The 26427-nt window shown below is 39.7% G+C and carries 22 protein-coding genes; 7 read left to right on the top strand and 15 right to left on the bottom strand.

The window, feature by feature from the left end; translation table 11 throughout:
• Positions 1 to 49 precede the first annotated feature (49 nt).
• Both ABD930_RS04950 and bshA read left to right on the top strand, forming a co-directional pair.
• Entirely contained in the window at positions 50 to 1885 is a 1836-nt protein-coding gene (locus tag ABD930_RS04950; protein WP_345230594.1) for a serine hydrolase domain-containing protein, read from the top strand.
• Positions 1886 to 2074: 189 nt separating this feature from the next.
• Positions 2075 to 3217, top strand: coding sequence for an N-acetyl-alpha-D-glucosaminyl L-malate synthase BshA (bshA, locus tag ABD930_RS04945; protein WP_345230593.1), 1143 nt, complete (start codon positions 2075 to 2077; stop codon positions 3215 to 3217).
• 30 nt (positions 3218 to 3247) lie between these two features.
• Here the strand turns inward: bshA and ABD930_RS04940 are convergent, their stop codons facing one another.
• Both ABD930_RS04940 and ABD930_RS04935 read right to left on the bottom strand, forming a co-directional pair.
• Complete coding sequence (locus tag ABD930_RS04940) at positions 3248 to 4378, bottom strand: lactonase family protein (RefSeq protein WP_345230592.1); 1131 nt, start codon at positions 4376 to 4378, stop codon at positions 3248 to 3250.
• A gap of 416 nt (positions 4379 to 4794) precedes the next feature.
• On the bottom strand, positions 4795 to 5145 hold the full coding sequence (locus ABD930_RS04935; RefSeq protein WP_345230591.1) for a phage holin family protein: 351 nt from the start codon (positions 5143 to 5145) through the stop codon (positions 4795 to 4797).
• A 198-nt stretch (positions 5146 to 5343) separates the two neighbouring features.
• On the opposite strand from ABD930_RS04935, the gene rimP reads away from it, so the two are divergent.
• The 3 genes from rimP to infB all read left to right on the top strand — a co-directional run bounded on the left by rimP (position 5344) and on the right by infB (position 10157).
• Positions 5344 to 5808 (top strand): ribosome assembly cofactor RimP, encoded by a 465-nt coding sequence (gene rimP / locus ABD930_RS04930; protein WP_345230590.1) that lies wholly within the window; start codon positions 5344 to 5346, stop codon positions 5806 to 5808.
• Position 5809: 1 nt separating this feature from the next.
• Positions 5810 to 7045, top strand: a complete 1236-nt coding sequence (nusA, locus tag ABD930_RS04925; RefSeq protein ID WP_345230589.1) for a transcription termination factor NusA — start codon at positions 5810 to 5812, stop codon at positions 7043 to 7045.
• Positions 7046 to 7130: 85 nt separating this feature from the next.
• Positions 7131 to 10157: a translation initiation factor IF-2 gene (gene infB / locus ABD930_RS04920; RefSeq protein WP_345230588.1), complete on the top strand. Its 3027-nt coding sequence runs from the start codon at positions 7131 to 7133 to the stop codon at positions 10155 to 10157.
• Between the two features lie 362 nt (positions 10158 to 10519).
• Here the strand turns inward: infB and ABD930_RS04915 are convergent, their stop codons facing one another.
• A complete protein-coding gene (locus tag ABD930_RS04915; RefSeq protein WP_345230587.1) occupies positions 10520 to 12343 on the bottom strand; it encodes an ABC transporter ATP-binding protein in 1824 nt (607 codons plus the stop codon).
• A gap of 145 nt (positions 12344 to 12488) precedes the next feature.
• On the opposite strand from ABD930_RS04915, the gene ABD930_RS04910 reads away from it, so the two are divergent.
• On the top strand, positions 12489 to 13655 hold the full coding sequence (locus ABD930_RS04910; RefSeq protein ID WP_345230586.1) for a pyridoxal phosphate-dependent aminotransferase: 1167 nt from the start codon (positions 12489 to 12491) through the stop codon (positions 13653 to 13655).
• A gap of 3 nt (positions 13656 to 13658) precedes the next feature.
• Positions 13659 to 14501, top strand: a complete 843-nt coding sequence (locus tag ABD930_RS04905) for a prephenate dehydrogenase (RefSeq protein ID WP_345230585.1) — start codon at positions 13659 to 13661, stop codon at positions 14499 to 14501.
• A 10-nt stretch (positions 14502 to 14511) separates the two neighbouring features.
• Here the strand turns inward: ABD930_RS04905 and ABD930_RS04900 are convergent, their stop codons facing one another.
• The 12 genes from ABD930_RS04900 to ABD930_RS04845 all read right to left on the bottom strand — a co-directional run bounded on the left by ABD930_RS04900 (position 14512) and on the right by ABD930_RS04845 (position 26411).
• On the bottom strand, positions 14512 to 15228 hold the full coding sequence (locus ABD930_RS04900) for a 16S rRNA (uracil(1498)-N(3))-methyltransferase (RefSeq protein WP_345230584.1): 717 nt from the start codon (positions 15226 to 15228) through the stop codon (positions 14512 to 14514).
• Positions 15229 to 15238: 10 nt separating this feature from the next.
• Positions 15239 to 16558: a hemolysin family protein gene (locus tag ABD930_RS04895; RefSeq protein WP_345230583.1), complete on the bottom strand. Its 1320-nt coding sequence runs from the start codon at positions 16556 to 16558 to the stop codon at positions 15239 to 15241.
• An 8-nt stretch (positions 16559 to 16566) separates the two neighbouring features.
• Positions 16567 to 17112 carry an inorganic diphosphatase gene (locus ABD930_RS04890; RefSeq protein WP_345230582.1) on the bottom strand — a complete coding sequence of 182 codons (546 nt, stop codon included), beginning with the start codon at positions 17110 to 17112 and terminating at the stop codon, positions 16567 to 16569.
• 13 nt (positions 17113 to 17125) lie between these two features.
• The gene (locus ABD930_RS04885) at positions 17126 to 17794 is read right to left on the bottom strand and encodes a DedA family protein (RefSeq protein ID WP_345230581.1); all 669 of its coding nucleotides are present in this window, start codon (positions 17792 to 17794) and stop codon (positions 17126 to 17128) included.
• An 80-nt stretch (positions 17795 to 17874) separates the two neighbouring features.
• Positions 17875 to 19254: an NADH-quinone oxidoreductase subunit N gene (locus ABD930_RS04880; RefSeq protein WP_345230580.1), complete on the bottom strand. Its 1380-nt coding sequence runs from the start codon at positions 19252 to 19254 to the stop codon at positions 17875 to 17877.
• A 67-nt stretch (positions 19255 to 19321) separates the two neighbouring features.
• Entirely contained in the window at positions 19322 to 20776 is a 1455-nt protein-coding gene (locus tag ABD930_RS04875) for a complex I subunit 4 family protein (protein WP_345230579.1), read from the bottom strand.
• Between the two features lie 22 nt (positions 20777 to 20798).
• On the bottom strand, positions 20799 to 22715 hold the full coding sequence (nuoL, locus tag ABD930_RS04870; RefSeq protein WP_345230578.1) for an NADH-quinone oxidoreductase subunit L: 1917 nt from the start codon (positions 22713 to 22715) through the stop codon (positions 20799 to 20801).
• Positions 22716 to 22787: 72 nt separating this feature from the next.
• Positions 22788 to 23117: an NADH-quinone oxidoreductase subunit NuoK gene (nuoK, locus tag ABD930_RS04865; protein WP_345230577.1), complete on the bottom strand. Its 330-nt coding sequence runs from the start codon at positions 23115 to 23117 to the stop codon at positions 22788 to 22790.
• On the bottom strand, positions 23117 to 23614 hold the full coding sequence (locus ABD930_RS04860) for an NADH-quinone oxidoreductase subunit J family protein (protein ID WP_345230576.1): 498 nt from the start codon (positions 23612 to 23614) through the stop codon (positions 23117 to 23119). The genes nuoK and ABD930_RS04860 overlap by 1 nt, the downstream gene beginning before the upstream one ends.
• Before the next feature lie 155 nt (positions 23615 to 23769).
• A complete protein-coding gene (locus tag ABD930_RS04855; protein WP_345230814.1) occupies positions 23770 to 24294 on the bottom strand; it encodes a NuoI/complex I 23 kDa subunit family protein in 525 nt (174 codons plus the stop codon).
• Positions 24295 to 24351: 57 nt separating this feature from the next.
• The gene (nuoH, locus tag ABD930_RS04850) at positions 24352 to 25389 is read right to left on the bottom strand and encodes an NADH-quinone oxidoreductase subunit NuoH (protein WP_345230575.1); all 1038 of its coding nucleotides are present in this window, start codon (positions 25387 to 25389) and stop codon (positions 24352 to 24354) included.
• An 11-nt stretch (positions 25390 to 25400) separates the two neighbouring features.
• Positions 25401 to 26411, bottom strand: coding sequence for an NADH-quinone oxidoreductase subunit G (locus ABD930_RS04845; RefSeq protein WP_345230574.1), 1011 nt, complete (start codon positions 26409 to 26411; stop codon positions 25401 to 25403).
• Between the last annotated feature and the right edge of the window lie 16 nt (positions 26412 to 26427).

Genomic DNA, 26427 nt, shown 5'->3' with positions numbered 1-26427 from the left:
ATTTTATTGGCAATTTAAGCGAAATAACGAGGTAAATAAGCCTTTAATTATGATCATCAATCGAGCGACAATGCACATCTTCAAACACCTTTATCTTCTTTCACTGACATGTCTAGTTACCTGTACCGCCTGTGCCCAAAACGCCCAGCAAAACGATATAAAAGAGGAACTGGCGCACCAAAAACGAGCGCTTGCTACCACTTTAGTTTTGAACAACGAACAAGGCATAATTCCTTTACAAAAACTCCAACAGCTTAAAATAGCGAGCATCAATATAGGGTTTAAGCATGCGAAAGCCTTTAATGAGATGCTTGCCCATTATGCTCCTGTAGATACCTTTGAAACCGATACCGCTATTCGTGACTTAAAAATACTATCTGAACAACTCAAATTTCATAATTTACTCATCATCCAGGTAGCTAATCAAGTACTGGCACATCAATCTGTTCTTGATTTTATTAACCATGAATCGGCCAACAAACACGTTATTTTATGCGGTTTTGGTACCCTCAACCAATTAGCACTCGTAGACAAAGTACATATACCGATTGTTTGGAGCCCCGACACCTCTGAAGTAGCGGCAAATGGTAGTGCTTCCGGAATTTTTGGCGGAATAGCTTTTTCGGGAAGATTAACCGAAAATGTTTCACCACATTACCCATCAGGAAGCGGTTTTACCACCATAAAGACTCGTTTAGGTTATTGTTTTCCGGAGGCTGTTGGAATAAAAAGTGCGAACCTTATTGAGCCTATCGGTCAAATTGTGCGAGAGGCTATCGCAGCCAAAGCGACACCTGGGGCTGTTGTAATGGTGGTAAAGAATGGTGAGATCATCTTTGAACAAGGTTATGGCTTCCACACCTATACGAATGATGTACCAACGCGCACAGCGGATATTTTTGATATGGCTTCGGTAAGCAAAATTACAGCGACCACCTTAGCCGTTATGCGCCTGGAGGAACAAAAGAAAATCGATCTTAACGAAACCATTGGTCACTACTTACTCCAGGCCCGTCATACGAACAAGGAACACATTAAACTACGCGACGTAATGCTTCACCAAGCAGGCTTTATTCCTTACATTCCTTTTTATCGCCATTTAAACCCGGATGATCTCAGTCGAGATTCATCCGCAGCGTATAATGTTAAATTAGCCGATGGCCGCTATTTACGATCAAATTATTATCAAGATGTCATGTGGCCGGAAATGTTGCAGTCCAAATTGCAGTCGCCTGGAAAATATGTTTATAGTGACATCAGCATGTATGTGATGAAAGAGGTTGTGGAACAACAATCATCCGAACCCATACAGCATTACGTACAGGAGCAATTTTACCAACCGCTAGGGATGTACCATACCGGCTATAATCCCCGATTACGTTTCCTCAAAGACCAAATCGTTCCGACGGAGAATGACACTTCCTTTCGGGATACTTTGCTACAAGGCTATGTACACGATCAAGGAGCGGCAATGGCTAATGGGGTAGCCGGCCATGCGGGTATTTTCAGTACGGCTAACGATTTAGCGATCTATGCACAAATGCTCTTGAACAAAGGCACGTATGGCGGCGAAATCTATTTTTCTCAGGCAACAGTTGACGAATACACGAGCAAGCAATCGACGGTTAGCCGTAGAGGCTTTGGTTTTGATCGAAAAGATCCGGATCCAAAGAAAGAATACCCTTCCAAGTTGGCATCGCCAGCAACATTTGGGCATACGGGATATACAGGCACTTGTATTTGGATTGATCCTGAACATCAATTAACCTATATCTTTTTATCCAATCGGGTCCATCCCTTCGTAACAGATAAATTATCGGATATGAATATCCGTTCGCGCATACAAGACGCCATTTATAAGGCTATAGCAGAAGGTATGGAATAACACTTGACATAGGCTTAACAAATCCTATATAAAAATAGCTTTAATTTGCAGCAAAAATCGGCATGGACGATTCGTCTGGTCGATGGATAAAAATTATATTTACAGATGAACCCTTCATGAGTTGCCTTTTACAAAAGGATATCAAAACCCCATGAATGTTTCATTGTCATTAAAAGACTATATATTCTAATGAAGATAGGGATTGTTTGTTACCCCACGTTTGGTGGCAGCGGAGTAGTAGCAACAGAATTAGGAAAAGCATTAGCTGCCAATGGCCATCAAGTACATTTCATTACTTATAGCCAACCTGCACGTCTGGATTTTTTTTCGGCTAATCTATTTTATCATGAGGTGAGTATTTCTAAATATCCCTTATTTGACTTTCCTCCTTATGAATTAGCTTTAGCCAGTAAATTGGTAGACGTAGTACGTTTTGAAAAATTGGATTTGTTACATGTACACTATGCTATCCCCCATGCTTCGGCAGCTTACATGGCTAAACAGATTTTACAAACCTACGGTATCCATATCCCAGTGGTTACAACCTTACACGGCACCGACATTACGTTAGTTGGTAAAGATCCAAGCTATAATCCGGTAGTAACGTTTTCGATTAACCAATCTGATGGTGTAACTGCCGTCTCAAAAGATTTGAAAGAAGATACGCTGAAACATTTTGACATTACGAAAGATATCCGTGTTATTCCTAACTTTATTGATCTTTCACGTTTCAGTTTGAACCCCAGACAGCACTTTAAGCAGGCGATAGCCCCAGGAGATGAACGAATATTAATTCATACTTCTAATTTTAGAAGAGTTAAACGTACTTGCGACGTTATTCGAGTATTTCAAAAAGTTAAGGAAAAAATTCAATGTAAACTACTGATGGTTGGCGATGGGCCGGACCGAGTGAATGCGGAACAGCTTTGTAGAGACCTCGATGTCTGTAACGATGTCCGGTTTCTAGGCAAACAAGAAGCCATTGAGGAAATCCTATCGGTTACGGATTTATTTCTGATGCCTTCTGAATCCGAAAGTTTTGGCTTAGCAGCGTTAGAAGCGATGGCTTGTGGAGTACCGGTTATTTCATCCAATGCTGGTGGATTACCAGAATTAAACATAGATGGAGTAACGGGATTTTTAGACGCTGTAGGGGATATTGATCGTATGGCTGCCCATGCTATTGAGATTCTAGAAAATAATGAACGCTTAGCTACTTTTAAGGCGGCGGCGTTAACAAGAGCAAAAGAATTTGATCTTGGCTTAATCTTACCCGTTTATGAACATTATTACCAAGAGGTGATTGATCGTATTAAAGAGAAAGTGCTTTAATTACTTATTCTACACACCTATCATCGTTCGCTACTCAAAAACCAAACAGACAGGGGCTCCGACACTAATCTTTTTTCCTGTATTTTTAAGAAAACCGGTGGCACTATCCCTTTCAAATACGATGACATCATTGGTATATTGATTAGCGATTAATACGTATTTACCTCCGGGTGCAATAGTGAAACTTCTGGGTCCCTTTCCTCCGACCGATTGGTTTTTTAAGTATGTCAATTTGCCATCAGCAGGATTAATGGAATAAATAGCGATATCATTAGCTTCACCGCGATTAGAAGCATATAAAAACTTTCCGTCTGGGGAAATATGGATATCAGCAGCACCAACTGCTCCTTTGAATGTGGGCGATAGCATAGAAATTTCCTGTACACGTGTTAATTGTCCCTGTTGGTAACGGTATACCGTTACAGCACTTTTCATCTCTTGAATGAGGTAAACGTACTTCTTATCTTTAGAAAATGTGACTAACCGTGGACCGCTACCAGCCGATGCGGGGACTAAGGAATGGACAGGTAATTGCACGGGCTTATGGTTGTCTAATTCGTTATATCCGTAAACAGCAATACGATCTGTTCCTAAATCCTGTACCAATAAAAATTGATGGTCAGGTGAAAAGGTTGCAGAATGTACATGTGCCTTCTCCTGCCTGTTTTTATCCGGTCCGCTTCCTTGATGAACAATCAATTGTTGTCGCTCCGTAAGCGATCCATCTTCTTTCGTTCCAAAAACGGTTAAACTACCTCCTGAATAATTAGAAACCAGCACATGCTTACCTGTTTGGTCGGTCACGATATTACAGGGATCGTCACCCTCGGTCAATTGTTGATTTAGCAACGTTAATGCTCCACTATCGTGATCATATGAAAAAGCGCTAGTTGCTCCTTTACCCTTGTTGAGTTCATTCACCGCATAAACAAAACGCTTATTGGGGCTAAATGTTAAAAAGGAAGGATTCTCACTTACAACTTTATTTTTATAGGTTAGATCACCTGTTTGCAGATCAAATGTATATACATAAATGCCTTCACTTTTTCCCGTATTGGTATAAGTCCCTATTAAAAGATTAATGGGTTTATGCTGTGCATATAATAACATGGGAGAAATTAATAAACATAAAACTGACTGGAACAAAACAGCTGCTTTCATTCATTTTCTATTTTTGTATGCACAATTCAGTGGCAAATTAAAAAAGTCGTATACCCTCTCCATCTCAATTGCAAAAACCAAGTATACACAAAATTTAAATCATTTTTTTATTTTTATAAGATTCTCTTTTTCCCGCTCTTGATACCATCTAAGAGACTTTTTAACCAGCGTACCACAAGTTCGTAACTTCTTCACCAACATAATAGCCTGTATTTAGGATTTATGCAGGGTGTGTCCAGGTTTTTAGTGTAAAAACCTGGACACACCCTGCACTGAACGCGGACTCACCCCGGACTCACCTCGAAGATGGTACGATGAAATCCCTAATGTCTCTTAAACCAATCTCGAACTCGGTAATACCCCAGAAATTTAGGTGTAACCGTTTATATCGCGCAATATACACATTATACTCTAACCTATTCTCCACGATCAAGGCCAAACAGTCCGCTCAGTATCATCTGAACAATTGCCGTGAGGAGAGCAAAGAATAAGGCTGAAAAAAAACCACTCACCGAAAACCCGCTCATTAGATTACTCACCAACATCACCATCAATACCGTAATGATAAAAGAAACCAATCCTAAGGTTAAGATATTCAAAGGTAAAGTGAAAATTCGCAAAACAGTTCCTACCGTAGCATTAGCTAAGGCAATTAAAACTCCAGCCAGCATTGCACTCCAAAACCCGGTAACTTCTGCTCCGGGAATAACATAAGCGGCAAACATAATGGCTAAAGCCATCACGATCAATTCTACAATAAATCTCATGTGTATTTTTATCGTTTTTAGCTATAAAACGAATTTTATCTAAAATTGTTTATCTGATACAAAATTGATTTTTGTCAGGTTTTTTCCAAGACTATCAACTATTTGAAATCTAAAATATTTGTCGTACATTTGCATATCTTGAGAGAGAGGGGACAGTTTAGTCCCCTCTTTTTATTACAAAGGATTTGCAAATCCACTATGAATACGGAGAAAAGGGTAGCTGAATTAGTTGAAGAAAAAATCGCAGACAGGCCGGATTTATTTCTCGTTGATGTTACTATGCATAGCAATGGTAAACTCATGATCCTTGTTGATGGAGATCAAGGAGTGAGTATCCAAGATTGTGCCGCCATCAGTCGGCACGTAGGCTATCACTTGGAAGAGGAAGATGTTATAATTAATGCTTACAACTTGGAAGTATCGTCTCCAGGAATAGACACACCGCTTAAACTGCTTAGGCAATACCGTAAAAACATCGGTCGCTCAGTTTCACTAAAAATAACCGATGGCAGTAAACGGGAAGGCAAATTAATAGCCGTTGGCGAAACAAGCATCATAATTGAAGAAAAAATAAAAGAAAAAGGGAAGAAAGCAATACAGCAAGAAAATACAATCCCTTTAGACCAAATTTTAGAAACAAAGGTTTTAATTTCATTTAAGTAAAATGAGCAATATAAATTTAATAGACTCATTTCAGGAGTTTAAAGACTTCAAAAATATTGACCGACCAACGGTTATTAGTGTATTGGAGGAAGTTTTCAGAAGCATGATTCGCAAACGTTTTGGAACAGACGAAAACTGTGATGTCATTGTTAACCCAGACAATGGAGATTTAGAAATTTGGCGTACAAGAACTGTGGTGGAGGATGAATTTTCTGAGGATGACGACTTGGAAATTGAGCTTGCCGAAGCCCGTAAAGTAGATCCCGATTTAGAAATTGGTGACGACTTTATCGAAGAAATTACGTTAGAGAGTTTCGGACGAAGAGCTATTTTAGCAGCAAGGCAAACCCTGGTTTCCAAGGTATTGGAATTAGAAAAAGACGAAATATTTAAAAAGTACAAAGATCGAGTTGGTGAAATCGTTACGGGCGAAGTGTATCAAATATGGAAGAAAGAAACTTTAGTATTGGATGACGAAGGAAACGAGTTAATTTTACCAAAAACGGAACAGATACCGGCAGACTATTTCAAAAAAGGAGATACCATACGGGCGGTCGTTTACAAGGTAGATATGATGAATACCACCCCAAAAATCATTATTTCCAGAACAGCGCCTGAATTTTTACAACGGTTATTTGAACTAGAGGTGCCGGAAATCTTTGATGGTTTAATTACGATCAAAAAAATTGTTCGCGAACCTGGAGAACGGGCAAAAGTTGCTGTTGAATCATACGATGACCGTATCGATCCAGTAGGTGCCTGTGTAGGGATGAAAGGTTCCCGTATTCACGGTATCGTTCGTGAATTACGAAATGAGAATATCGATGTTATTAACTTCACCAACAATATTTCATTATACATTCAACGGGCATTGAGTCCGGCGAGGATAAGCTCTATTAAATTGGATGAGGAAGAAAAAAGAGCTGCGGTATACCTACAATCGGATCAGGTTTCCTTAGCGATTGGAAGAGGAGGGCACAATATCAAGCTTGCGGGAAAATTAACGGGCTATGAAATAGATGTATATAGAGAAAGCGCCGAAAATGATGAAGATGTTGATTTAGAAGAATTTGCAGATGAAATTGACGGATGGATTCTCGATGAATTCAAGCGTGTAGGGCTCGATACAGCAAAATCTGTACTTGCATTATCGACGGATGAATTGGTTCGGCGCACGGACCTGGAAGAAAATACCATACATGAGGTAATGCAAGTACTGCGTGCAGAGTTCGAATAATGCTTTAATTTATTAATTTTAGCAATAAACAACTAAAAAGCATACTTTTGTATTATAACAAAAAATTAAGAGGTAAATAGATTAAATGACAGAAGGTAAAAGCATAAACTTACTGAAAGCCGCAAAAGAACTGAACATAGGTATAGGAACAGCTGTAGATTTCTTAGCCAAGAAAGGTTATGAAATTGAAGCTAAGCCGAATACGAAGCTAGATGGAGAAATGTACAACGTTCTTTTACGAGAGTTCCAAGGAGATAAGATCGTGAAGGAAGAAGCCAATCAGATTGTGATTGGTAAAATTCGTCGTGAAGAAGCTCCAGTGGAAACAGCTGCGTCAAAAACAACCTCTCCAGAGGTTGAAAACGACGAAATATTAATCAAAAATAACAGCGCTTTCAGCCCTTCTGTTGAAGATACTAAAGCCAGCAGCTATTCATCTCCGCAGCAAAAAGCGCCATCAGCCCAAGAGCCGCAAAAAGAATCTGAATCAGACACCCCTAAAGGTGTCAAGATAGTGGGGAAAATCGATCTTTCCAGCTTCAATCAACGTAGCAGACCAGAGAAAAAGTCTTATGCAAGCGAAGAGCCGAAACAGGAAAAACCAGAAGACAAACCTGCTGAACCGGTAGTTGCAAAAGAGGAAAAGGTAGAACCTGATCAACCAGTAACTGAACCTGAAGTGCCTACTCCTGCTCCAGCGAACAACGAGGAGCATGTAGCGGAAGAGCAATCTCATTTACCAGAAAAAGAGGAACCAAAAACGGAGCTCATAGATAAGCAACCAGAAGCACCAATTGTTCCTGAAGAGCCAGAAAAACGAAGTGTCCCGCAAAATGAGGTAATAAGAGCTAAAGCAGAACACCTAAGTGGCCCTAAAGTCATTGGTAAAATTGAATTACCATCCGTACCTCAACGGCGTAAAGATCAGCCGATCGCTTCATCATCTGGTGCTAATAATGCTGCTGACCACAAACGGAAACGGAAACGGAATAATAATCTATTAAGTGGAGGGCCTGGTCAAAACCGTAATCAAGGAGACCATCCACAACAACGTGGAAATCAGCATCAGCCTTCTAGTGGCGGACCAAATCGCCCTAATCAGGCGGGTGGCGGAAACCGACCTGAGCATAAAGGAAAAGGAAGACATGATTTCAATAAGGCCCGTGGTCGTGCCGCTGAAACACCTAAAGAAGAGCCTTCGGAAAAAGAAATACAAGATCAAATTAAAGCAACTCTTGCTCGTCTAAGCGGAGCCGGGAAGTCGGGAAAATTTGCTCAACGGGCTAAGTTACGTCGACAAAAAAGAGATGATGTAGCTTTATCGGCTGAAGAAGCCGCTTTAGAGCGTGAGATGCAATCAAAAGTACTTCGTGTAACCGAATTTGTGACGGCCAATGAGTTAGCCAATATGATGGATGTTTCGGTTACGCAGGTTATATCCACTTGTATGAGTCTTGGCATTTTTGCTTCTATAAATCAACGTTTGGATGCAGAAACATTAACTATCGTAGCAGATGAATTTGGTTATGAAGTCGAATTTATAAAACCAGAAGATGAAGAAACCCATACACTCGAAGAATCTGATAATCCGGAAAATCTAGTTCCTCGCGCACCTATCGTTACCGTTATGGGACATGTTGACCATGGTAAGACGTCACTTTTGGATTATATCCGTAAAACGAACGTCATTGGTGGCGAAGCGGGCGGTATTACCCAACATATTGGTGCTTATGCTGTAAAATTAGACGACGGCCGCAGGATAACCTTTTTAGATACGCCTGGTCATGAAGCGTTCACAGCAATGCGCGCCCGTGGTGCTAAAATAACGGATATTGCTATTATTGTTATTGCGGCAGACGACAGTGTGATGCCTCAAACGAGGGAAGCTATCAATCACGCGCAAGCAGCGGGTGTACCTATTGTCTTTGCTTTTACCAAAATCGATAAACCCGGCGCAAATGCTGACAAAATTAGAGAGCAACTCTCTACGATGAATATTTTGGTGGAAGACTGGGGAGGTAAATACCAAGCACAGGAAATATCAGGTAAAACAGGATTAAATGTTGATCTACTGCTGGATAAAGTACTCTTGGAAGCAGAGTTGCTGGAACTAAAAGCCGATCCTAAGAAAAGAGCTGTAGGTTCTGTAGTAGAAGCTGCTTTGGACAAGGGTCGTGGTATTGTGACAACCGTGCTTATTCAAGGGGGTACATTAAGGGTAGGTGATCCAATACTGGCAGGTTCGCATAGTGGAAAGGTGAAAGCATTAACCAATGAACGTGGTCAGAAAGTAGTCGAAGCGGGTCCATCTACACCTGTTCAAATTTTAGGTATGAATGGAGCGCCAACGGCTGGCGATAAGTTTTATGTATTAGAAAACGAATCGGAAGCACGACAAATTGCTAATAAGCGGTTACAGCTACAACGGGAGCAAGGGCTTCGTACCCAGAAACATATTACGTTGGATGAAATTGGCCGACGTTTAGCGATAGGTAATTTCAAAGAGCTGAACGTCATCGTAAAAGGTGATGTGGACGGTTCTATTGAAGCATTATCCGATTCGCTGCTGAAATTATCTACGGAAGAGATTCAAGTGAATATCATTCATAAGTCGGTTGGTCAAATTTCCGAATCTGATGTATTGCTAGCTTCTGCTTCTGATGCAATTATTATTGGTTTCCAAGTGAGACCTTCACAAAACGCTCGGAAGTTGGCTGAACAAGAGCAAATTGACATTCGTCTATACTCTATCATCTATGACGCTATAGAAGAACTCAAAGCGGCAATGGAAGGTATGCTAGCACCGAAATATGAAGAGAAAATTGTAGCCAATGTTGAAATACGGGAAACCTTCAAGATCAGCAAAGTAGGTACGATTGCGGGATGTATGGTATTAGATGGAAAAATTAATCGCAATCACGATATCCGCATTATTCGTGATGGTGTTGTAGTCTATACAGGTAAACTAGCTTCACTAAAACGATACAAAGACGATGTCAAGGAAGTTTCACAAGGATATGAATGTGGGCTGAGCATCCAAAATTACAATGATATCAAAGTAGGCGATATCGTTGAAGCGTACGAGCAAGTTGAAGTAAAGCGAAAATTATAAATTTTTTGCGAAAAAAAGTATTCAAAAACCAACCACGAGTACTTAAGTGAACTCGCGAATACCTTCAAGGACCAAACACAAGGTGAGTAAATTCGTCACCCCCAAAATTTATAGGAATACCGGTACCTCATACGGCAACATGTAAATTTTGGAGGTGACCATATTTGAAGACCAATAGTAAATGCCTTCTTTATTAACTAAGCAAAAATCCACCTCAAAAATTTCGGATAGCACAGACTAAGTAAATGCTGTTCCTTCAAGAAAGTTTTTAGCCGAAAGCGTTCGCTGTTATTTTTTTTCGCAGAGATCACGAAGTAAGCAAGAGTGCCAATAAAAAGCAACCCGTAAACAAAAAAATGAAACTAAACCTCTTCAAACTGTTGCATATCAACTAATCGTTTGTATAAACCGCACTTTGCCATTAAATCGAAATGGTTACCTTGTTCTACAATCTTACCATTATCCAGCACAACAATCATATCGGCAGATTGGATGGTACTTAGCCTATGTGCAATAACGAGCGTCGTCCTGCTATGCATAAGTTTATTAAGCGCATCTTGTACCAGCTTTTCCGATTCCGTATCGAGTGCCGATGTGGCTTCGTCCAATAAAAGAATAGGTGGATTTTTTAACACCGCTCTAGCAATACAAATGCGTTGCCGTTGTCCCCCTGATAACTTGACACCCCGATCTCCAATATTCGTATAATATCCTTCTACAGTGTTTTCTATAAATTCATGTGCATTAGCTATTTTGGCCGCTGCCTGCACTTCTTCCAAGGTCGCGTTTTGTACACCAAAGGCTATATTATTGAAAATCGTATCATTAAACAAAATGGATTCCTGATTAACGGTTCCCATCAATCGCCGTAAAGAGTCTACCTGTATATCTTTTATATCGATACCATCTATCAATAAACTACCGGACTGTACCTCCTGAAAACGGGGTAGCAAATCCATCAACGTTGACTTTCCTCCGCCAGAAGGCCCGACCAATGCTACCGTCTTTCCCTTTGGAACTTCAAAACAAATATCATCTAATACTTTTTTATCCTGATAGGCAAAATTAACGTGCTCGAAACATATACTATCCTTGAAATCATGCAGCACAACCGCATTTGGCGCGTCGATTATAGCTGGCTTCTCGTCAATCAAATCCAATACACGTTCGCCTGCTGCAATGCCCGAATGTATATTACTAAACGAATCAGTGATGGCTTTCGCCGGACGCATGACTTGCGAGAACATGGCTATATATGTAATAAATGAAGCAGCACTTAACTCTTCACTCCCACTAAGCACCAGATGCCCCCCATATAGTACCAAAACGGCGACCATCAAAACACCAAGCAATTCAGAAACTGGCGAACTCAACTGCTGACGCCTTGCCATCCGTCTGCCAATTTTTGAATAATACACGTTCTCCTCATGGAATCTATTTTTAACATAACTTGTGGCATTAAAAGCCTTAATAATTTTGATGCCTGATAAGGCTTCGTCTAAGTAACTAATCATCTTCCCGTAAACTTGCTGTGCTTCCGTTGCCTGCTGCTTTAATCGACGTACAATCAATGAAATAAAAAAAGCAGACACGGGTATAACCAGGATAGCGAAAAAGGTAAGTTTATAGCTGATGCCAAATAACCAAATAATATAAAAAAGCAATTGCAAGGGTTCTTTGAATACGACCTGTAAAGTGGCGGTAACGGAAAACTGGACAACCTGTACGTCTGATGCGATTTTTGATATAATATCTCCTTTACGCTGGTTATTAAAATAACCGACATGCAGATCCATAACGTTATTGAAAACGGTTTTCCGTAAGTTAAGCAAGGTATGAATGCGCAAATTTTCCATGATTCGCTGAGCGAGATAGCGAAACATATTACTGAGAAATACGGAAACAACAATAACAATTAAAACGCGCTGTAGGGTTCCATATGGTCCAAATTGTTCATTCAATTGTTGAGCAAAATAATTAAATTGATCGATCAAATCGAACCAGTGATCGGGTTTCACAAGCTTTGTGCTCCCGCCATCTTTCAGAAACAAGGTGTTTAGTAAAGGCATCAATAATGCCAAATTTAATGTTCCAAAAAAAACGGTTACAAGCGTACAAAGAATATAAGGAATAGCATATTTCTCTATAGGTTTAGCAAATGATAATAATCGCAGATAGGTCTTCATCCAATATTTTTAAACCAAAAGTACAAAGGTAACAAAAAGCAACAACTCTTCAGCTTTATAACGTAAAAACATAGTCATTATATATAGAAAGCTTATTAAATTATTACAGCTATTTTAGTAAATTAGGCCTCTCAATCCAAAGAAGATGTTTATAGAGCTTGCGAAACGATTACAACATACCGAAGAATACTATTTTTCCAAGAAGCTACGAGAAATTGATGAATTGAATAAAAAAGGGGCCAAAGTAATTAACTTGGGTATTGGAAGTCCGGATTTACCTCCACATCCGTCGGTTATCGAGACTTTAAATACCTATGCGCAATTACCAAATACCCATGGCTACCAAAGTTACAAGGGTGCGCCAGCATTGAGAAATGCCATTGCCGCATGGTATAACAGCTATTATCATGTCATTTTTAATCCGGAAACAGAAATATTGCCCCTTATTGGATCAAAAGAAGGGATTATGCATATTTGCATGACCTATTTGCAGGAGGGTGACGAAGCGTTGATCCCTAATCCAGGTTATCCTACATACAGTTCCGCAGTTAGATTGGCTGGGGCTAAAGGTATTTATTATACTCTGGGGGCAGAAAAAAATTGGCTTCCGGATTTAGAGGCTTTAGCCAAGCAGGATCTCAGTCGCGTAAAGCTCATGTGGATTAACTATCCACATATGCCAACAGGCGCGACAGCTAATCGATCCTTCTTTAAACAATTAATTGCATTCGCAAAAGAGCATCATATATTACTCTGTCATGATAACCCCTATAGCTTTATCTTAACAGACAAACCAACAAGTTTGATGACTGAAGATGGAGCTAAGGAGGTCGCTATAGAGCTAAATTCACTTAGTAAATCCGGCAATATGGCCGGATGGAGAGTAGGTATGCTGGTAGGCCATCAGGATCGCATTAATGAAATTATGCGGTTCAAAAGTAATATGGACTCCGGAATGCTTTTGCCCCTGCAAATGGCAGCAGCCAAAGCATTGGAGCTGGAACAGGATTGGTATGATCAACTCAATGATACCTATAAGGCGAGAAGAGAAAAAGTGTACGAACTACTTGACGAGCTTCAATGTCCCTATAACCGATCACAAGTTGGCCTGTTTATTTGGGCCCATGTTCCCGACACGTATATCGACGGTTATCAACTAAGTGATAAGGTATTACAGCAATCAGCCGTCTTTATCACTCCTGGTGGCATATTTGGAAGTGCTGGTGAACATTATATTCGAGTTAGTTTATGTACACCAGTAGCTACTTTACAGGAAGCTATAAATCGCATAAAACAACATAAGTCTGTATAGGAAATGAAAATTACCATAGTTGGTGTAGGTTTAATAGGTGGTTCTATTGCGCTGACCCTCAAAGAAAAAAAATTTGCCGATAAAGTTATTGGCGTAGATAAAGATCAAAATAACCTTAAAAAAGCATTACAAATTGGTTTTATTGATGAAATAAAATCATTGGAAGAGGCTGTTAAAGAAACGGATGTGATCATTCTTTCCATACCTGTTAATGCCATTATTCAAACTCTTCCTCATTTATTAGACATCATCCATGACCAACAAGTGGTTATGGATATGGGATCAACAAAAGAACAATTGTTAGCTTCCGTAGATCATCATCAACGAAGGGGCAGATTAGTTGCATGTCATCCTATGGCGGGAACGGAGTATTCTGGACCAGAAGCCGCTTTATCCAATCTATTTACGGGGAAAACCATGATTTACTGTGATGCTACCAATAGCGATGAGGATGCATTCGATATAGCGGAAAGTATCGTTGATCAATTAGCTATGAATACCGTTTTCATGAATGCTAAAGAGCATGACATACATACGGCTTATGTCTCTCATATTTCCCATATTACATCGTTTGCCTTGGCACTTACGGTTTTGGAGAAAGAAAAATCACAAGGGAGAATTTTTGAATTAGCTAGTTCAGGATTTGAATCAACCGTTCGTCTGGCTAAAAGTTCACCCGATATGTGGATCCCTATATTTAAACAAAACCGCAAAAATGTGCTAGATGTGTTAGAAGAGCATATCTACCAATTACAACAAATGCAACAACTTTTGAAAGAGGAAGATTTTGATACGTTTTATAAACTGATTAAGAAGGCAAACAAAATTAAAAGGATATTGAAATAAATCCTTAGCCTCAGGAATGCCTATTTACCAAATTAGCTTCCACACAAGCATAAAGTGCTGCAGTTTCTGTTCTAAGACGCGTATCGCCTAAGGTGATTGGCTGATAGTTTTTTTCGACCGCTAGTTTGATTTCGTATGGACTAAAATCACCCTCGGGACCGATCAGTACGATATAGTTCCCTTTTGGAATAAGCAGATTGGATAAGGTATCTTTATTTCCCTCTCCTAAACAATGCGCGATAAACAGCTGCGCTTGACGATCCTGTACTAGAAAGTCACCAAACTTGATAGGATCATTTAATTTAGGATGATAGGCCGTCAACGATTGCTTCATAGCAGCTGTAATTACCTTATTTAGGCGCTCTACTTTAATATCCTTTCGTTCGGATCGCTCACAAATTAGGGGAGTGATTTCATCTACCCCGATTTCTGTTGCTTTTTCTAAAAACCATTCAAAACGGTCAATCTGCTTCGTTGGAGCCACTACAAGATGTAGGTGATGATTACGTTTGCCAAATTCGGACTTGACAGATAAGATACGTACGCTAGTATGTTTCGTTTGCGCATCTATCAACTCTCCGTGAAAAAAATTTCCCCTTCCATCTATCAAGGCTATTGCTGCACCCTTGGTTAGCCTTAATACACGCACACAGTGTTTACTTTCCTCTTCGCTGAGTGTATAAGTATCCGTATGGGTAGCAATATCGGGTGTATAAAATAAATGCACGACTTAAGTATTAGAGTTCTTGTTCATCATCCTGATTAGCCGGTGGCAATGACTCCAATTTTACGTACTCAATATTTTGCTGTGTCTTTTTCAAAATCGTAAAGATATACCCATGAAACTCCTTTCGTTCACCGACATCGGGGATCTTATCAAAGACCGTAATCACCAAGCCAGATACGGTATCATAATCCGAACTTTCAGGAAGCTCGGTTGGTAGGAATTCATTTACATCATGAACACTGGCGGCCGCTTCAACGATATACTCTGTGTCTGACGCTTTTTCTACAATAGGTTTCTCCTCATCATATTCGTCTTGGATTTCACCTACCAATTCTTCCACAATATCTTCCAGCGTAACCATTCCCGCCGTGCCACCGAATTCATCCAAAACGATGGCGATCTGAATCCGTTTTAGCTGAAACTCGCTCATCAAATCATTGATTTTCTTGTTTTCAGCAATGAAATAAGGCTTACGGATAATGGTTTTAAGTACAAATTCCTTTTGGTTAACCATTAAAGGTAAAATATCTTTAGCATGGACGATGCCTACAATTTTGTCGATCGTTTCATCATATACGGGTATTCTAGAATATCCTTCACTAATAATTGTTTGTAAAAGTTCCTCTTTCGGGCTTGATAATTCTATACCGACAATTTTGGTACGAGGTACCATAATGTTCTTCACAACACGTTCATTGAAGTCGAAAACATTCTTAATGAGCTCGTGTTCAACCATATTAAGAGCACCACTTTCCTTTCCCTGATCTAAAAGATACTGCAATTCTTCTGTGGAATGGTGTGCTTCATGGATGTGGGATCCAAAGCCTAAAATACGCAGTATAAAATTTGCGAACCCATTGAGTATCCATATGAATGGACGAAAAATAATATAAAAAAATCGCAAAGGAACCGATAGTGCCATTGTTGTGCCCACCGGTCGCTGAATAGCAATCGATTTAGGAGCAAGTTCTCCAAAAACAATATGCAGTACCGTAATAATGGAAAAGGCCAATACATGGCCAAGATTAGTTGCGATATCGCCATTCAATTCGACACCAAATAATCCAAATGCTGTATGGACAATCTTAGTCATGACAGATTCACCCACCCAACCTAGACCCAGTGAAGCCAATGTAATCCCCAGTTGAGTTGCTGCCAAATAACCATCCAAATGCTGGGTAATATGCTTCGCAACTTTTGCTACGCTATTTCCAGTTTTGGCCTTTACCTCGATTTGTGAAAGCCTCACCTTTACAATAGCGAATTCTGCTGCAACAAAGAAACCGTTGAGCAGAACCAAAGCTAACGTAACAAAAATTTGGAAACCCATACGGTTCTTTATTGGTTAACAACAAATGTTTGCTGATAGAGTTCCAAACTCTCCTGAATACAGGTGTAAGCAAAAGATTTTCCCATCCATTTTTCAATGGTGACATTTTTACCTTCCAGCGCCTTATAATCTTGAAAAAACCGAACAATTTCTTTCATTGTATGGGGGGGTAGTTCCGACAAATCATCAATGTAATTGACCGACATGTCGTTCTTTGCCACCGCAATGATTTTATCATCTTGTTCGCCACCATCGACCATGTGCATGACACCGATTACTTTGGCTTCAATGATCGACATCGGGACGACATCGACTGAACAAATTACCAAAATATCCAAGGGATCTTTATCATCGCAATAGGTTTGCGGAATAAATCCATAATTTGCAGGGTACATAACCGATGAAAACAACACGCGATCCAACTTGAGCAGACCACTATCTTTATCTATTTCATATTTGGCCTTAGAACCTTTGGGAATTTCGATAATTGCATTTACAGAAAAGGGGACATCATTGCCCGGAGATACATTATGCCACGGATGTGCGTTATTCATATAATTCTAAAACTTAAAAAAACTCTTTATCTTCGTCTATATTCTTTTTTGGATGTTTTTTGACAAATTGTTTTCTAATAATTGTAATCAAGATCGGAGCGGCAGTTATGGCCAGGAAACCAATCACGATGTATTCAATATAGTCAACAATTTGTGGAAATTTTCTGCCCAAATAAAACCCGGCTAAGGTCAACGTTAAGACCCATAAAAAGCTTCCTATCACATTATATAGAACAAACTTTTTAAAATCTAATCTGACAATACCGGCAAATATGGGAGCAAAGGTACGTATTATTGGCATAAATCTTCCCAAAATTAAAGCAGCTCCACCATATTTATTATAAAACTCCTCGGCCATAACGATATATTCCCGCTTAAAAAGCCAAGACTCTTTTCGCTTAAAAAGTATCGGACCTGTTCGTCTTCCGAACCAATACCCTACAAAATTACCCAATATGCCAGCAATTATCATTCCTAAACATAAGGTAAAAATAGTAACGTCCAATAGGCCAGATGCCGTAAATAAACCCGCAAGGAAAAGTAAATAATCACCAGGTAAGAAGAAGCCAAAAAATAAACCTGTCTCTGCAAAAATGATAAATAGAACTAGATAAAAACCGCCCGAGCGGATCAACGTCTCCGCATCAAAATATTGGAAAATAGACAGGCAGAAATCTTGCATATATAGCTCAAAGCTACTAATTATCTCTTCAAACTTACGAAAAATTTACCGTCCTTGCTAGCGAGCGCATCTTCAACGCTTTATATTAGCTGTGTAAGCCAATGAGGGAAAACACCGATCAAAAGTGTTAATAACGCAGCAACTAATAAAACCGCCCTATAATTCGTACCTACAGTCACTGGTTCTGCGTTTCCGCCTTTAAAATAAAGATTAATAATGACATGGAAATAATAAAAGATACCGAGGGCCGCATTAACAGCTGCTAAAATGACCAGTGTTACATGTAAATTACTTAACGCCCCTGAAAACAACAGGAACTTTCCGATGAAACCAGCCGTTAGAGGAATTCCGGCCAAAGAGAGCATCGCAATCGTTAAAATAAAAGCTAATAATGGATTTGTTTTACCTAAACCATTAAACGCTTCAAAATGTTCGCTTCCTCTACTCCTTTTTACGATCGTCAGTACTGAAAAAGCAATAACCGATGAAACAGAATACGCAGTGGCATAGATTAATAGCGAACTATTCGCTTGATCTCCGAGATTTAATATGGCGAATAACATATAACCAGCATGAGAAATACTCGAATAAGCCAACATGCGCTTAAAGCTCTGCTGTACCATCGCGGTAATATTTCCAATGAACAAGGTAAGGATAATGATCAGTAATACGATAGGGCTCCAGAAGCTTTGTAAATCGCCAAAACAACTCGCAAATAAACGTAAAAAGCCCGCGAATGCCGCTGTTTTCACAACGGTGCTCATAAAGGTAGTAACTAAGATCGGTGCACCGTCGTATACATCGGGTGTCCAGAAATGAAAGGGAGCCGCACCCACTTTAAACGTCAATCCTACCAGCATCAGCAATATTCCAGCATAAAATAGAGGAGAAATATGGGTTGCATTAGCGGTAACATACTCCTTTATCTCCGCTAGATCAAAAGAAGCGCTGGCACCATAAATCAACGCAATACCAAAAAGGAGAAAACCCGTAGAAAAAGCGCCCATTAAAAAATATTTTAATGCCGCTTCATTAGACACCAAATCTGTTTTTCGGATACCTACTAATATATAAAGTGCTACAGACATGATTTCAACTCCAATAAACAACATCGATAGGTTATGAAAAGAGACCACCAGCAGTGCTCCTATCAATGAAAATAGCAAAAGTGCATAATACTCTGCAATATGAGCGCTTATACGGTCAAAGTAGCCTTTAGACAATAAGAAAACAAGTATGGTTATAAAAATAAGCAGTATTGAAAACGTTAAAGAAAATCGATCAAACAGAATCATGCCACTATACAAAGGAGCTGCTGATCGATCCCACAACGTAATTTCTAAAAAGATAGCACCTACCAATCCAATTAATGCAACAGGTAATAATGCCTTGTTAGCCTTAAATACACCTAAATATAAAATAAGTATTGCTATTATTGACAATGTTATAATTGCGCTCATTTGTATGCTTTTATTTACTTTTCAGCTATTCTTTCGTCTGCCGGAAGCCCATCCATCTACTGCTTCCTTAATTAAATTTAACCTGTTCTATCAATTGGGTTACCGCTGCCTCAGAAATATGCAATAGCGGTTTCGGATAAATACCGATTGCGATTATCAACACCAGGATGACACCCAGTACCAACAAATCGACACCGCTAACATCCTTAAAATCGGCTGTTTTCTGATTAATCTCGCCTAGCATTACGCCTTGGTACATGCGCAACATATAAACCGCACCTAAAATAATGGTTAATCCTGCAAATACTGCTGGCCATATCCCCGCTTGATATACACCTATTAGCAATAAAAACTCTCCTATAAATCCATTAGTCAATGGCAAACCGATAGCTCCGAGAACGATTATCAGAAAAGCGATAGCCAATTTTGGTGCAGGTTTCGCTATTCCACCCAATGACTGCATATCCTGTGTTTCCGCTTGCCTATAAATAAGCTCGATAACGAAAAACAACCCTATCACATTAATACCATGATTAATCATTTGTAGCATTGCCCCTTGCAAGCTTTGTATATTCCAAACAAATACGCCAGCAGCGATCAATCCTACGTGTGCAATGGATGAATAAGCTACTAAGCGTTTAATATCTTGCTGTTTAAACGCCACAATGGAAGCGTATATAATGCCAATGATGGCCAGCGTTAGGGCTATTCCACCATATTGGTTGACACCTAAAGGAGCAATAGGTAACAACCAGCGGATTAAACCATAAACGCCCATTTTGAGCATAATACCCGATAACAACATGGTTCCTGTCGTTGGTGCGACGACATAGGTATCGGGCTGCCAAGTGTGAAATGGAAATAAAGGCATTTTAATAGCAAAGGCGATGAAAAATGCCCAAAAAATATATCCTTGTGTTTTTCCATCCAAAGCCAGCTCATAAAAGGAGCGCCATTCGTAATCAGCCGTTGGCACTTGGGTATATAGATAAATAATGGCTATGAGCATTAACAAACTTCCTGAGAAGGTATAAATAAAGAATTTAAGTGTTATACGCGCTTTGTTTTGCCCACCCCATAATCCACAAATAAAGTAAATAGGAATTAATGCAAGTTCCCAACCCACATAGAATAAAAAGGCATCCAACGCCGTAAATACTAATAAAAGCCCCGTTTGCATAAACAAAACAAGTGCATAAAAATTCCCTTTATAGGTTTTACGAAAAGTGCTCAGTAAAATGAGTGGAATTAAGGCATTGGTTAGTAGTACTAAAGGCAAACTAATACCATCGACACCGATGTGGAACTGTATGCCTAAGGCAGGTATCCAAGAAAATTTTTCTTCAAATTGAATGCTTGCATCTGGCACAAAAGCGATCAGCAATTGAATAGTTAATCCCAATACCACAATAGAAGCAATAAAAGCTAACCATTTAGCAGGATTAGATTGCTTGACCATGGTAAGCGGAATAGCTACAATGAGGGGTACGAGGAGGAGTAGCAATAAAACGAAGTTATCCATGTATTTTCTTTACCTTATCAAATTAAACGATATATAAACCATAAGCCAGTAATGCAATGATCCCAATGACCATGCAGAAGATGTAAAATCCAATATTTCCCTGCTGCAACAATCGAATAACATTGCCTGCTCGCGTAGCTCCATTGCCTATATAATTTACTAAACCATCGATTACCTTTTTATCAAGGATCTTAAAACAAAAGGTAGATAGATTATTCAATGGCTTTGTTATCATCGCGTGATACCATTCATCAATATAGAATTTATGGTAGGATAGCTGCGCTAAACCCTTCCGCTTTTCATGATCTGCCCCCGGAACAATCGCTTTACGTACGTAAAGGACATAAGCATAAATTGCCATGACAATGGCTGCTAATGCCGATACTCCCATCAATAGAAATTCTGTAGTATGCGCTAAATGAAACCCTTCGCTCAAAGCCACTGAATCGGCAAAAACAGGTGCTAAAAATTGCGCTAGCGCGGTACTGCCTCCTAAAGCTTCCGGCAAATTTAAGCCGCCGCCAATAACCGACAAAATTGCCAATATCATTAATGGGACAGTCATAGCCATAGGCGACTCATGTACATGCTTTTCCTGTTCGAAAGTCCCTCTAAACTTGCCATAAAATGTTAGAAACAACATTCTAAACATATAGAATGCCGTAAATAGTGCTCCAATAAATCCGCCTATCCATAATGCTTTGGATTGTATAAAGGCATGTGCCAAAATTTCATCTTTGGAGAAAAAGCCAGCTAAAGGTGGGATACCAGCGATAGCAACGGTTCCAATAAACATGGTAAGAAACGTTACCGGCAGCTTTTTCTTAAGTCCACCCATTGCTCTCATGTCCTGCTCGTTACTCATGGCATGTATAACCGAACCTGCCCCTAAAAACAAAAGCGCTTTGAAAAAAGCATGGGTGATCACATGGAAAAATGCACCGGTAAATGCACCCACACCAAGCCCCAAGAACATATAGCCTAATTGGGAAACCGTAGAATAGGCCAACACTTTTTTGATATCGTTTTGGGTAACCGCGATAAACGCCGCTAATAATGCCGTAGCCAATCCGATGATTGCTACAACTTCCATAGTAACTGGAGACAGCGTAAATAGAATATTGGACCGGGCGATTAAATAAATGCCGGCTGTAACCATTGTCGCTGCATGAATAAGTGCTGAAACCGGTGTAGGTCCCGCCATAGCATCTGGCAACCATGTAAATAGTGGAATCTGGGCAGATTTTCCAGTAGCTGCAACAAATAACAATAGCGAAATTAATAACAATGTTGTATCTCCCTGTACCATTGTGGCGGCCTTAGGCAAAACAGCAGAAAATTCTAAACTACCAAAGTTGTAAAACAATAGAAATATGGCCAACAAAAAGCCTAAATCGCCTATTCTATTCATTACAAAAGCCTTTTTAGCGGCCGCAGCATAATCTATCCGATGGTACCAAAAACCAATTAATAAATAAGAACATAAGCCTACGCCTTCCCAGCCAATAAACATCACCACATAATTGGACCCTAAGACCAGCAAAAGCATAAAAAAGATGAACAGATTAAGATAGGCAAAGAACTTAGCAAAACCCTTGTCGTGTTTCATATAGGCAGTTGAATATAAATGGATCAAAAAACCTATACCGGTTATAATGAGTAACATAACCGCACTTAAAGGGTCTACCAGAAAAGATAAATTAACATGTAAGCTTCCTGCACTGATCCATTCAAAAACCGTATGGGAAAAAGAGGCCTGTTCTCCTACTTTTCGAGCAGCATACACCATGCTAAACACATTACAGCTTAATAGAAATGAGGCCAGCACCGTTCCACAGCCCACCAAAGAAACGACGGTCTTCGACCACACATTTCTTCCCAATCCATTTACAACAAAACCTATTAAAGGTAAGAGGACTATCCAAATTAATCCAGTCATATACTAATTTAGTTAATGTTATTGGTTGTCATCATATTCACTTATAGCTCTATTTATCAGAATTGAGTCTTCTCACCATTTCAATTTATTGAGCGCATTAATATCAATGGACTTCGTATTCCGATAGACCATTACAATAATAGCTAAGCCAACAGCCACCTCCGCAGCTGCTAGGGCCATAATAAAGAATACAAACACCTGACCAGAAGCATCCCCATGATAAGCAGAAAAAGCGGCTAATAATAGGTTTACCGAATTCAACATTAATTCTACGGACATCATAATAATAATGACATTTCTACGCGTCAATACACCTATTACGCCTATGGAAAAGATAATACTGCTTAACAGAATGTAATGATTCAGTGGTATCCCTTGCAGTTCATTTACAATTGTTCCCATTATATCGCTTTAGTTTCTTTTTTTGCTAATAGAACGGCTCCCACCATTGCGGTTAACAATAAAATGGAAGAGAGTTCAAAGGGTAATAAAAATTCGCTGAACAATACTTTCCCGAGATTGCCTACTAGTCCAATATCGGGATGCTTAAGTACAACAGGATTGGATACTTCCAACACCCGTATAGACCCCGCAACAGTTACCAACAAGCACATGCCTGCAATAGCTCCCATAACCTTTACCAAAGTTGATTTCATCGGTTCTGTTTCCTTGTTTAGATTGAGGAGCATAAGCACAAAAAGAAACAACACCATAATCGCTCCCATGTAAACAATAAAATTTACCACTGCCAGAAATTGGGCATTTAATAGAACATAATGTACAGTGAAGGTAAAAAATGTAATCACTAAGTACAGCACGCTATGCACTGGATTTCTAGTTAAAATAACCATCAACGAAAAAAATATTGATAAAAAGGCTATAAAATAAAATAAGCTCACAATGTTAAGTTTATTTGTTGTTGTTTATCATTAATTCTTATAAAAATGTCGAAAAAGTCTATCACGGCCTATCGAGTGAATCCCGATCCCCAAGGGAGTTAGTCAAGCTATCTATTGTTGAATAGATCACTCTACTATAGTCGAGATGACGAATTTTAGACTTTCTCTTTAACTTCCGTTTCCTGATAATCAAAGCGCTCTTCTACAAGCTTATCTTTCCCGTAAATAAAATCCTTCCGTAGGTAATCTGCTGGTACATGCGGACCATCCAGGTATATGGCCTCTTTCGGACAAGCTTCTTCGCATAAACCACAAAAGATACAACGAAGCATGTTAATTTCATATACTGCAGCATATTTCTCCTCTCGATAGAGATGCTCTTCTCCTTTTTTCCGTTCGGCAGAAATCATCGTAATAGCCTCTGCCGGGCAAGATAAGGCACATAATCCACAGGCCGTGCAACGCTCTCTTCCTTCTTCGTCACGTTTTAAGGAATGCATACCTCGATAATTTTTGGAGTAGGGACGTTGGACTTCCGGATAAGAAACCGTGGCTTTTTTCATGAAAAAATGCCTAATTGTTATCTTCATGCCCTTAAGGATGGCTGGTAGATAAATGCGTTCCCAAAAACTCATCGGTTTTTGAGCTAAAACTTTTTTTCTATTGCTTAATGATTCCATCATTCATCGTTTTAGTACTTAGCACAGTCTTGGTTTTGCTGTTGCTCTAAAATTTCGCTATCCATACATATCTTTCAGTAAGGTAATCACTCCCGTGAGAACAATATTCGCAATGGCCAACGGGATAAGAATTTTCCAGCCTAAATTCATGAGCTGATCATACCGAAAGCGAGGGAGCGTCCACCGTATCCACATAAAAAAGAATATAAAAGCAATTATTTTTACAAAAAACACCACTACACCAATGCCCGCGATCCAGTTAGGCGAGAGGCCCAACTGATCCATAAAAGGAAAGTTATATCCACCAAAATATAATGCGGCCATGACCGCAGACGATACAAACATATTGATGTATTCAGAGAACATATATAGCCCCAACTTCATGGACGAATATTCGGTATGGTATCCACCTACCAATTCGGTCTCGCATTCCGGTAGGTCAAAAGGCACTCGATTACATTCCGCAAAGGCGCAGGTTACAAAGATCAGAAACCCTAATGGTTGGACCCAGATATTCCAATTTACAAAACCACTTTGCTGGGCAACGATCTCTTTTAGTGATAAAGTTTGCGTAACCATCAACAAGGCAATAATAGAAAGTCCCATGGCTACTTCATAGCTAATACTTTGTGATGCTGCACGAATAGCCCCCATTAGCGAAAATTTGTTATTGGAAGCCCAACCGCCAAGCATGATTCCATAAACCCCCAAAGCGACGACGCCGAAGATATAAAGAATCCCTACATTAACATCAGCTACTTGCAAAGAAACAGCATGATCACCAATAGTTAAGGGTTGCCCCCACGGAATAACAGCACTACTAATACACGCTGTTATAATCGCCAACGTTGGGCCAGCAATAAAAAGACCTTTATGTGCACCAGCAGGAATGATTTCTTCCTTGAAAAAGAATTTACCTCCATCGCATAAGGGTTGTAAAATACCAAAAGGCCCAGCCCTATCGGGTCCTTTTCGATCTTGCATAAAGCCAGCAACCTTCCGTTCTGCCAAGGTAGAGTACATCGCTATCACGAGTGTCAGCACAAAAACAACGACAATAAGGACCAACTTTTCAATAATAAATGCGGTTTCCATGACAGTTTGTTTTATAATCGAACTGAACGTTCTAGTTGATATTTATTTCCTTCTTTCAGCTTTGGATTTTCTTTAATTACGGGCAAAGGTTTCAGGTCTTCATAGTGATTGGCCGAAATAACAGAAGTATGTACAACATGACGCGGACCTTCGATGACCCAATCAGACGTCTGCTTCTTTTCAAATCGGCAGGTATTACAGATAAAATCTTCCACCTCACCATATTGGTCCTTACGAGCTGTAACTCTTAAAACTTCCTCTCCTTTATACCACAGTGTAACCTTACCTGAACAGGTAGGACAGTCGCGATGCGCTTCCACCGGCTTAGTAAACCAAACCCGGTTCTTAAAGCGGAAAGTCTTATCTGTTAATGCCCCAACAGGACAAACATCAATCATGTTACCTGAAAAATCATTATCAATAGCCTGCTCAATGTACGTGGAAATTTCGGCGGCATCGCCTCTTCCTAATATACCATGTACGCGTTTATCGGTCAGTTGATCAGCTGTAAACACGCAACGGTAACATAAAATACACCGGGTCATATGCAATTGGATCTTATCGCCAATATCAATTTTATCGAACGTTCTGCGCTCAAATTCATACCGGGTGGCTGCTGCACCATGTTCAAAACCTAGATCCTGCAAATGGCATTCTCCCGCTTGATCACAGATGGGGCAGTCTAGTGGATGGTTGATCAATAACATTTCGACAACACCTTTTCGAGCCTCAAGGACTTCATTGGAGGTAATATTTTGCACTTCCATGCCGTCCATTACTGTCGTTCGACAAGAAGCCACCAATTTAGGCATTGGCCGCGGATCTTTATCCGACCCCTTACTTACCTTTACTAAACAGGTTCGGCATTTTCCACCGCTACCTTCTAATTTTGAATAGTAGCACATGGCAGGAGGAACGATATCTCCTCCGATTTGCCTAGCAGCATTCAATATGGTTGTTCCCGGTGCTACTTCAACCGCGATACCATCAATGCTCACTTTTATTTTATCGTTATCAGCCATTTTATCGTACTTAGTA

It is taken from the genome of Olivibacter ginsenosidimutans (assembly GCF_039542865.1).
GTDB lineage: Bacteria > Bacteroidota > Bacteroidia > Sphingobacteriales > Sphingobacteriaceae > Olivibacter > Olivibacter ginsenosidimutans.
This window is presented reverse-complemented; position numbering and strand designations above follow the sequence as displayed.